The organism is Bacteroides luti (genome assembly GCF_900128905.1).
GTDB lineage: Bacteria > Bacteroidota > Bacteroidia > Bacteroidales > Bacteroidaceae > Bacteroides > Bacteroides luti.
The window spans coordinates 1-9,828 of the sequence record NZ_FQTV01000029.1 but is presented as its reverse complement, the minus strand read 5'-3'; the positions used below and the strand labels follow the sequence as shown (position 1 = coordinate 9,828).

Here is a 9,828-nt window from a genome sequence, read left to right as displayed (position 1 = left end):
ATTAGTGCACTTACAATCCTTCAATATATAAACAAGATTAATAACAAACCCATTGGACAAATTAAATATGCATTAATTTAATTCCGCCAACGGGTTTCTTGTTATTTATTCGTGATAGATTAATAAATCATAGTGCAAAAGACTGAAAGTCTTGGTACAAAAGAAAATTTCCTGAACAGAACTAATAATTCTGTACAGGAGATTTTCTTTTACTATATATTATCAAATATCTATTAGTTGTTTTATTATTATCTTTTTGTGCTAAAGGTTAAAGAGTAGAATCTGATGATGAACTAAATTAGTTGCACAGATTTTTAAGAGCCTTATTTATTTCCGGATACTGAAATGAATATCCATAATTCAATAATTTATAAGGAAATACTTTTTGCCCTTTCGTGAGAATTGATGCACCTTCGCCATACATAATTTTAAAGACAACAGATGGTATGCGGAAACATGCCGGTTTATGAGCAATCTTTGCTAGTGAATAGGTAAATATAAGATTGTCGCACATCTGAGGAGCGGTGCAATGAATAACACCTTTTATTTTTTTTGTAGTTATTATAGTCCAGAATATATTCATTAAATCGTCAATGTGTATCCAGGAAAAACCTTGACTGCCAGATGCTATCCTTCCTCCTATAAACAAACGAAACGGTAAATACATTTTAGGAAATGCTCCTCCGTCTTTACTTAGAACAACACCAAGTCGGGGAATAACTAAACGTACGTCAGTAGATACCTTTTTGGCTTCAGCTTCCCAGTCTTTACAAACACTGGCTAAGAATCCGTTATCATAATTCCCGTCTCTTTCACTCCATATCTCTTTATCAGGATATATTCCAACAGCAGAAGCAGAAATCAGTACTTCAGGTTTAGTGGCTAATTCATTGATTACTTGTACTAAATATCTGGTAGTTTTTATTCTGCTATCTCTTATTTTCTGTTTGTTTTCTTTGGTCCAACGACTATTAATTGAAGCTCCAGCCAGATTAATAATCGCATCACAACCGTTTAAAAGAGATATTAACTTCGATTTATTATCAGGAAGATAATGCTCTCTTTTCACTGCATGTACTTCTACACCTTTATTCATAAGAAAGTCACTAAGATGCTTTCCTATAAATCCTGTACTCCCTGTAATTGCGACCTTCATAAAATTAGTTATTTGCTTTATGAAATAATAACGTTTAAAGTATCAATTATGTTGTTTATTAGTGATTAATATTTATAATGATTGTGTGCTTTGAATAAAAATCCGTAAGTTTGCATCTCTTGAAAATAGTATTAGTTTTAATGAAAAGATATATAATTGCTCTGATGTTGTTAAGTGAGTTTTCACTATCAGCACGTGAAGCAAAAAAGGCTGTATTTGTAAATCCACTTAACATTCCTATTGTTCTGAGTGGTAATTTCGGAGAGTTGAGAGCAAACCATTTTCATGGTGGATTAGATTTTAAAACAAAGCAGGTTACAGGATTACCTGTTTATAGCATAGCAGATGGGTACGTATCCCAAATAAATGTTTCCCTTGGATCGGGTTACATGCTTCATGTGAGACATAAGAATGGATATACCTCTATTTATCGTCACATGCTTGGTTTTGTTCATTTATTGGCAAATTATACTGAAAAATATCAGTATGAACATGAGCTGGACGAAGTAACTATCGACCTTCCTCCTGATGAATTTCCGGTAAAGGCTGGTCAACAGATAGGATGGAGCGGTAATGAAGGATATTCTTTTGGTCCACATTTACATATGGACCTTATTGATACAGAATCGGGCGATTTTGTTGATCCTTTGCAGTTCTATGCCGGTATGGTTAAAGATACCAAACCGCCCAGAGCTGAAAGTATTATGTTGTTTCCACAATCGGGAAAGGGAGTGGTAAATAGCCGTCAAGCTAATTTCTCATTTCCCCCTTACGGAAATAGGGTAATTGAAGCCTGGGGAGAGATTGGTGCCGGAATCAGGGCGCATGATTATATGGACAATGTGTCTAATCATTACGGAGTACATTCTGTAACGCTATTTGTAGATGGAAAAGAAGTTTGCAGTAGCAATATGGATTATTTCTCGGCATACGAAAACCGCATGGTTAATTCATGGGCGTATGCAGGGTATATGAAATCATTCCGTGATCCGGGTAATAAACTGCGTTTTCTACATACCGGTGATGATAGAGGTATTGTACAGATTAAAGAAGAACGCGATTATAAATTTATGTTTGTACTGAAAGATGTATTTGGAAACTCTTCCAATTATACATTTACAGTTCGTGGAAAGAAACAGGAAATTCCTGAAGCTGTAGTTAAAAGTAAGTACATACTGAAATGGGATGAACTGAATGTTTTGAATAAACCAGGTGTGCAACTGATAGTTCCTGCCGGAATGGTATATAAGGATGAACCTGTTAACTTTGAAACATTTGATGTTCCGGGAGCCATTTCCTTAGATTGCCAGTTGCATAATGTACCATTACCACTTCATGCTCCTTGCGAATTGGAAATCGGTATTCGTAATATGATTAAGCAAGATACGAAAAAGTACTATATTGCTCAGAAAATAGGTAATGGATACAAATATGTAGGTGGAGTATATAACAATGGATATATTTGTGCGGATATAAAAGATCTTGGCACATATACAGTTAAAATAGACACAATTCGTCCAAGAATAGCTCCGGTAGGGAAAAACTATTGGCCGAAAGCCGGGATTGTATCTTTTTCTATTCGTGATAATGAAACAGGCATCAAGTATTACAAAGGCAGGATTGATGGCAAATTTGCTCTTTTTCATCTGAAATTAATGAATTCTCGTTTGAGTTGCAGACTCGATTCCAGAAAAATTCAAAAAGGAATTCAGCACGATGTGGAAATACTTGTAATAGATAATTGTGGTAATGCTTCGGTTTATCGCGACTCATTTAAATGGTAGTAATAATTAAAATAACAATATATGAATAAACGACTTATAACCTTTGCTTTCTTACTGTTTGCATTGTTGGCTAAAACTTTAGCGTGTACAAATCTTATTGTAGGAAAAAATGCTTCAACAGATGGTTCAACCATTGTTTCTTATTCAGCCGATTCTTATGGCATGTTTGGTTATCTATGTCATTACCCTTCCGGAACCTTTGCAAAAGGAACCATGCTGAATATAAACGAATGGGATACCGGTAAGTATTTAGGGCAAATAGAACAAGCCAAAAAAACATATAATGTAATTGGTAATATGAACGAGTTTCAGTTAACAATTGCAGAAACAACCTTTGGTGGTCGTGAAGAATTGGTAGATTCAACAGGAATTATTGATTATGGAAGTCTTATTTACATAACTCTTCAAAGAGCGCATACAGCCAGAGAAGCTATTCAGACAATGGATAAGCTTGTTCAGGAATATGGATATTACAGCAGTGGCGAATCGTTTACCATTGCAGATCCAAATGAAGTATGGATTATGGATATGGTTGGAAAAGGCCCCGGCATTCGTGGCGCAGTCTGGGTAGCAGTACGCATACCGGACGATTGTATTGCGGCTCATGCTAACCAATCTCGTATTCATCAGTTTAATATGGATGATAAGGAAAACTGCATGTATTCTTCTGATGTAATTTCATTTGCCCGTGAGAAAAAGTACTTTAACGGTGTGAATAAAGACTTTAGTTTTGCAGATGCTTATGCTCCGCTTGATTTTAGTGCACGTCGTTTTTGCGAAGCCAGAGTATGGAGCTTCTACCGCATGTTTAATCCCGAAATGGAATCATATTTAGGATATATTCAGGGAACTAGCAAAGAACCGATGCCTCTTTACATTAAACCAGCCAAAAAGCTGTCAGTACAAGATATAAAGAATGCCATGCGTGATCATTACGAAGGTACTCCACTCGATTTAACAAAAGACTTAGGAGCTGGTCCATATAAAAGTCCGTATCGCCTTTCTCCATTGACATATAAGGTTGGCGATCAGGAATATTTTAACGAACGACCAATCTCTACTCAACAAACAGGATTCACTTTTGTTGCTCAGATGAGAGCTGATAAGCCAGATGCAATTGGTGGTGTGTTATGGTTTGGTATGGATGATGCAAATATGACAGTTTACACTCCGGTATATTGTTGTACAGATAAAGTGCCTGAATGTTATGCTCAGGGAAAAGGCGATTATATTACCTTCTCATGGGACTCTTCATTCTGGATATTTAACTGGGTTGCAAATATGATTTATCCTCGTTATAGTCTGATGATTGACGATTTACGCTCCACTCAAAAAGAAATGGAAAGCGGATTCAATATGTCACAAGATGCAATTGAAGCTACTGCAGCCAAAATGTACGAAACAGATCCTGCAAAGGCAAAAGCATTTCTGACAAACTACACAAACATGTCTGCTCAAAATACTTTTGAAACATGGAAACATCTGGGCGAATTCCTTATTGTGAAATACAATGACGGAGTTGTGAAGCGTATGAAAAATGGCAAGTTCGAACGTAACTCAATTGGACAACCTGCACCGGTAATGCGTCCGGGATACCCAAAAGATTTTCTTGAAGAGGTTGTTAAGGCTACGGGCGATCGTTATAAAGTGACACAATAAACCTATAATGAGACAAAAAGGTTTGTTGGAAATGTGTAAAATATAAGTGAAATTTGTTATTTTTGTGCCGATCTTTGTATCAGGAATACACAAAACAATTTAAATAAACAATCGTATGGATAATCAAGAATTGATAAAATTCGTATCAGAGAAAGCTAATAAATGGCTTACTCCCGCTTATGATGCAGAAACTCAGGCAGAGGTTAAAAGAATGCTTGACAATGAAGATAAAACAGAACTGATCGAATCATTCTATAAAGACCTGGAATTTGGAACAGGCGGTTTACGTGGTATAATGGGAGTAGGTAGTAACCGTATGAACATTTATACTGTTGGAGCTGCAACTCAGGGTTTATCTAACTATCTGAATAAATCTTTCAAGGAATTAAAGCAAATATCTGTAGTTATTGGTCACGATAGCCGTAACAACAGCCGTAAATTTGCAGAAATCTCTGCGAATATCTTTTCAGCAAACGGAATAAAGGTTTATCTGTTTGAAGACCTTCGTCCAACTCCTGAAATGTCTTTCACTATCCGTCATTTAGGTTGCCAGAGTGGTATTATTCTTACAGCTTCTCACAACCCAAAAGAATATAACGGTTATAAAGCATACTGGGATGATGGCGCACAGGTACTTGCACCTCACGATTCAGGTATTATTGATGAAGTAAATAAAGTATCTTCTGCTGCCGATATTAAGTTCGAAGGCAACCCTGCGCTAATTGAAATTATTGGCGAAGATATTGATAAAGCATACTTGGATAAGGTTAAAACAGTATCAATTGATCCTGAAGTTATTGCTCGTCATAACGATTTGAAGATTGTTTATACTCCAATTCACGGAACAGGTGTACGTATTATACCACGTTCTTTGAAAATGTGGGGCTTTACAAATGTAATTCCGGTGCCAGAACAAAATGTGATTAGTGGTGATTTCCCAACAGTGAAGTCTCCTAATCCTGAAGAACCTGCAGCATTGTCAATGGCAATAGAAAAAGCTAAAGAAACAGATGCCGATTTAGTTATGGCTTCTGATCCAGATGCCGACCGTGTAGGTATTTCCTGCAAGGACGATAAAGGCGAATGGGTATTGATTAATGGTAACCAGACTTGTCTGATGTATTTATATTACATCATCACTCAATACAAAGCTTTGAATAAAATCAAAGGAGATGAATTCGTAGTGAAGACAATTGTTACTACAGAATTGATCAAGACTATTGCAGACTGCAATAAGATTGAAATGCTTGATTGCTATACCGGCTTTAAATGGATTGCACGCGAAATTCGTTTGGCTGAAGGCAAGAAAACATACATTGGTGGTGGAGAAGAAAGCTACGGATTCCTTGCCGAAGATTTCTGCCGTGATAAAGATGCTGTTTCTGCTTGTTGTTTAATTGCTGAGGTTGCTGCCTGGGCAAAAGATAATGGCAAAACTTTGTATCAATTGCTTCAGGATATCTATGTAGAATACGGATTCTCTAAAGAAAAAGGTGTTTCTGTAGTGAAACAAGGTAAGAGTGGAGCAGAAGAAATCAAGCAAATGATGACTGATTTCCGCAACAATCCTCCTAAAGAAATGGCTGGTTCTAAGATTGTTCTTTATAAGGACTTCCAGGCTTTGCAGCAGACTGATGCTCTATCCGGAGAAAAATCAGCATTGGATATGCCTGAATCTTCTAATGTATTACAATACTTCACTGAAGATGGTAGTAAAGTTTCTATCCGTCCTTCAGGTACAGAACCTAAGATTAAGTTCTATATTGAAGTTAAAGGTGATATTAAATCACGTGCAGATTATGATAAATCAAATGCTGCCGCTGACGAAAAGATTAAAGCCGTTATGACTTCTCTTGGAATCTAAGAAGAAATTATATCTCACAAAAAAAGCTGTTTCAGTAATGAGACAGCTTTTTTTGCTATAAGTACTTTTTTAAGAAGTTATTTTTTGCTACTGTAATTGCATTCACTAAAAGTCCGGTTTTCATCTCCCTGTTCCTGAGATATCAATATGGAATTCTCAAAATGAAATACTGTATTTATCATGTACCATGTTTGTATGTACAACTGCTCTTTGTAATACAGGTCTTCGTGCAAAACCTTATCCTTATCGAAATAGAAACCAGTCTTATAAGGTTTCCCGAAAAGAGAGATAAAGTCAGCTTTGCTCATACCGGGTTTTACCTTATCACTAATTACAAACATACTTTTCGTATAATCTTTTGAAACGTATGAACCTTTATTCTCTGTCTGTGTAGTTATACAGCTGGATAGTGATAAAGATACTAATAGAAGTAAAAAGATCTTTTTCATTTTATACCGTCGTTTATATTAATATATAAGGTTGTAGACTAGCCATTAGTCCATTGCCGAAGCGTCAAAAGAAAGCGGAAGCAGACTTCCGATTCCTTCTACAATATAAATGCATTCCTTACCATAAAGTAAAATACGAATAGAATTACCAAAGCGTTTCTCTGTTTCCAGAATAACCTGTCGGCAAGCACCGCATGGAGGAATAGGAGTATCTATGAAATCACGTTCTGTACGGGCAGCAATAGCCAGAGTCTTTACTGCAGATTCCGGATATTGAGAGTTTGCATAGAACAAGGTAGTGCGTTCGGCACACAGTCCGGAAGGGTAGGCTGCATTCTCCTGATTATTACCGGTAACAGTAATTCCATTATTGAGTAAAGCTGCAGCACCTACTGAAAACTTTGAATAAGGAGCATAACTACGCTTCGTTGCTTCAATTGATTGATCAATCAGCTTTTTATCTTCATCGGAAAGTTCATCGTATTGGCAAACTTTTATAATAGATTTGATCGTCAGATCTTTCATAATTATACGGGTTTTATTGGTTTTAATAACAAAGTTAATAAAAGAGATTGGTAAATTCGATTATTTTTATGACTTTTGTGCTCAGTAACAGATAAAATATATAGTATGAAATTTTCCCGATTGATTTTTGCTTCTATATTGTTGGTTTGCTCAACTTTAGCTCAGGCTCAATATAGAAATCCGAAATATGTGGCTTATGTCAAGCAATACAGTGACTTGGCTATAGAACAGATGAGAGAGTATAAAATTCCGGCTAGCATAACTCTTTCTCAGGGACTTTTGGAATCAGGAGCAGGACAAAGCTCTTTGGCAAAGGAATCAAATAATCATTTCGGAATAAAATGTGGTGTAAGGTGGAACGGACCAAGTGTTTCTCATGATGACGATGCACCCAATGAATGTTTCCGGGCATATAATAATCCAAATGCTTCATACGAAGATCATTCTAAATTCCTTTCTTCCGGTGCCAGGTATGCTTTTCTTTTCAATCTTGATATTACCGATTATAAAGGTTGGGCAAAAGGATTAAAGAAGGCCGGATATGCTACAGATCCTTCTTATGCAAATCGCTTAATCACTATTATTGAAGACTATGAACTCTATAAGTATGACAAAGAAGGACTGAGCAAGAAGAAGCATGTTCATGAAAAGAAAGAAAAAGAAGCGTTTACACCTCATCAGGCTTACATCGCCAATGGGTTGCTATATGTTATAGCCCGCCGTGGAGATACGTTCGAAAGTATTGCCGATGAGTTCGATACATACGCAAGAAAGCTCATCAAAGATAATGATCTTACCAAGGATTACACATTGGCAGAAGGAGATATTATCTATCTTCACCAGAAAAACAAACATGCTTCAGAAAAGTATACCGTTCATACAGTTCGTGAAGACGATTCAATGCATAGTATTTCTCAATTATATGGTATCAGACTTAAGAACCTTTACAAACTGAATAAGAAATCGGGCGAGTATGTTCCTCAGGTGGGAGATTTAATCTGGCTGAGATAATAACCCCTTCTTTTAAATATTGGTACATAGATTAATATTGCCGTGTAACTTCAATACAAAAGTTACACGGCAATATTTTTTTGATTTTATACTCCATTAAATCGTTATTATTTTAAGATTTAAAATCTAGTTTGTTGCCTATTCGGTATTCCTATAACTTATATTAGTTTGATAATAAGATATATAAAAGTGTTACTTTGTTACCTTTGTTGTGATAATTTGTGTTTACTATTTTATATTTTTGTGTTCTAATGCAATAATAACCGTATAAAATAATCTATGAGAAAGTTTAGAATAGTATTAATTCTGTTGTTAATTCCCATCATAATGGGAAGCCGTTGTGAAAATGATGACGAAAATTGTCATGATAGAATCGATTTTTTGAATAAAACAAGTCGTACATTATATGTAGGGAGTGAAGATAGCGCCATTCTTTTCAGGTACAATGGCAGTCCATATTCTGATTGGTATAAAGCATTACCAAATGAAAAAAACAACACAGCATTGTTTAATGTTATGAGCGGTCGTTCATATTGTTATGAAAATACATTGAAAGATACATTATATGTTTTTATTTTTGAAGAAGATGTATTAGCAAATCATTCATGGGCTGATGTTGTTGATAAGAACTTGGTACTTCAGCGTTATAATCTGAGTTTACAGGATTTGCAGCAATTAAATTGGCAAATTTCTTATCCACCTTCGGAACTAATGAAAGATATGAAGATGTATCCACCATTTCCATAATTTCTTATTTTTGTAGCAAGTTTGTGTTTCGGTATGGCCAAAACTGAACAGATAGAAAAACTTCCGTTGGTCTGAATGAAAGTGACCAACGGAAGTTATATTTTTATAGTGCACTGATTTTAGCCATCTTAATAAAATGTCCACCGTCAGCAGGAACCATTGACAGTAGTAGTCAACTGGAATCAGTTTAGTACACCACACAGGAGTCTGAATATGCTCACCCCGGAACAGGCTTCTAAAAAAGAGGGGGATCTGAAAAAACATTGGGTAAGCTATAAAGATAAATACACAAACACATATTTGTAACAAACTAAAAAAGGACTATATTTGCTTTTAAAACATGAACCTGATAAATGAAGAACTTCTATAGAAATTTAATGAAGTTTTTATCTATATCAACTTGTTCATATGTTTTATCCTGCAAAAAGAAAGTCAACCTCTTTTGGACTTTAAACCTTAAGAGGTCAACCCGTCTAAGAGTTAATAAATTAGTAAGTCAACTGATTATAGGCTTAGGGACAGTAGTAGTCAACTGGAATGGTTCTTTTGCAATTTAGTTGAAAAGAAGAGTTCCCAGAACTAGTTTTCTTTTCAGTAGCATGAGCTTTGCCTTTCCATACATCATTCGTTTTA

8 protein-coding genes are annotated in these 9,828 nt (G+C 35.7%); 5 read left to right on the top strand and 3 right to left on the bottom strand.

The window, feature by feature from the left end:
- Positions 1–298 precede the first annotated feature (298 nt).
- Positions 299–1,156 (bottom strand): TIGR01777 family oxidoreductase, encoded by an 858-nt coding sequence (locus BUC21_RS16095; protein ID WP_073404333.1) that lies wholly within the window; start codon positions 1,154–1,156, stop codon positions 299–301.
- A gap of 140 nt (positions 1,157–1,296) precedes the next feature.
- On the opposite strand from BUC21_RS16095, the gene BUC21_RS16090 reads away from it, so the two are divergent.
- The 3 genes from BUC21_RS16090 to BUC21_RS16080 all read left to right on the top strand — a co-directional run bounded on the left by BUC21_RS16090 (position 1,297) and on the right by BUC21_RS16080 (position 6,463).
- Positions 1,297–2,940, top strand: coding sequence for a M23 family metallopeptidase (locus BUC21_RS16090; RefSeq protein WP_073404331.1), 1,644 nt, complete (start codon positions 1,297–1,299; stop codon positions 2,938–2,940).
- A 21-nt stretch (positions 2,941–2,961) separates the two neighbouring features.
- The gene (locus tag BUC21_RS16085) at positions 2,962–4,599 is read left to right on the top strand and encodes a C69 family dipeptidase (protein WP_073404330.1); all 1,638 of its coding nucleotides are present in this window, start codon (positions 2,962–2,964) and stop codon (positions 4,597–4,599) included.
- A gap of 115 nt (positions 4,600–4,714) precedes the next feature.
- On the top strand, positions 4,715–6,463 hold the full coding sequence (locus BUC21_RS16080; protein ID WP_073404329.1) for a phospho-sugar mutase: 1,749 nt from the start codon (positions 4,715–4,717) through the stop codon (positions 6,461–6,463).
- A 77-nt stretch (positions 6,464–6,540) separates the two neighbouring features.
- Here BUC21_RS16080 and BUC21_RS16075 read toward each other — a convergent pair whose 3' ends face one another.
- Positions 6,541–6,912: a hypothetical protein gene (locus tag BUC21_RS16075; RefSeq protein WP_073404328.1), complete on the bottom strand. Its 372-nt coding sequence runs from the start codon at positions 6,910–6,912 to the stop codon at positions 6,541–6,543.
- Positions 6,913–6,957: 45 nt separating this feature from the next.
- A complete protein-coding gene (locus tag BUC21_RS16070) occupies positions 6,958–7,437 on the bottom strand; it encodes a cytidine deaminase (protein WP_073404327.1) in 480 nt (159 codons plus the stop codon).
- Positions 7,438–7,542: 105 nt separating this feature from the next.
- On the opposite strand from BUC21_RS16070, the gene BUC21_RS16065 reads away from it, so the two are divergent.
- Complete coding sequence (locus BUC21_RS16065; RefSeq protein ID WP_073404325.1) at positions 7,543–8,448, top strand: glucosaminidase domain-containing protein; 906 nt, start codon at positions 7,543–7,545, stop codon at positions 8,446–8,448.
- Positions 8,449–8,775: 327 nt separating this feature from the next.
- Positions 8,776–9,195, top strand: a complete 420-nt coding sequence (locus tag BUC21_RS16060; RefSeq protein WP_139261500.1) for a hypothetical protein — start codon at positions 8,776–8,778, stop codon at positions 9,193–9,195.
- The last annotated feature ends 633 nt before the right edge of the window (positions 9,196–9,828 follow it).

What these genes read in the sequence shown, in the direction of transcription:
- BUC21_RS16095 (WP_073404333.1), bottom strand. Translation starts at nt 1,156, where the DNA reads ATGAAGGTCGCAATTACAGGGAGTACAGGATTTATAGGAAAGCATCTT.
- BUC21_RS16090 (WP_073404331.1), top strand. Translation starts at nt 1,297, where the DNA reads ATGAAAAGATATATAATTGCTCTGATGTTGTTAAGTGAGTTTTCACTA.
- BUC21_RS16085 (WP_073404330.1), top strand. Translation starts at nt 2,962, where the DNA reads ATGAATAAACGACTTATAACCTTTGCTTTCTTACTGTTTGCATTGTTG.
- BUC21_RS16080 (WP_073404329.1), top strand. Translation starts at nt 4,715, where the DNA reads ATGGATAATCAAGAATTGATAAAATTCGTATCAGAGAAAGCTAATAAA.
- BUC21_RS16075 (WP_073404328.1), bottom strand. Translation starts at nt 6,912, where the DNA reads ATGAAAAAGATCTTTTTACTTCTATTAGTATCTTTATCACTATCCAGC.
- BUC21_RS16070 (WP_073404327.1), bottom strand. Translation starts at nt 7,437, where the DNA reads ATGAAAGATCTGACGATCAAATCTATTATAAAAGTTTGCCAATACGAT.
- BUC21_RS16065 (WP_073404325.1), top strand. Translation starts at nt 7,543, where the DNA reads ATGAAATTTTCCCGATTGATTTTTGCTTCTATATTGTTGGTTTGCTCA.
- BUC21_RS16060 (WP_139261500.1), top strand. Translation starts at nt 8,776, where the DNA reads ATGGGAAGCCGTTGTGAAAATGATGACGAAAATTGTCATGATAGAATC.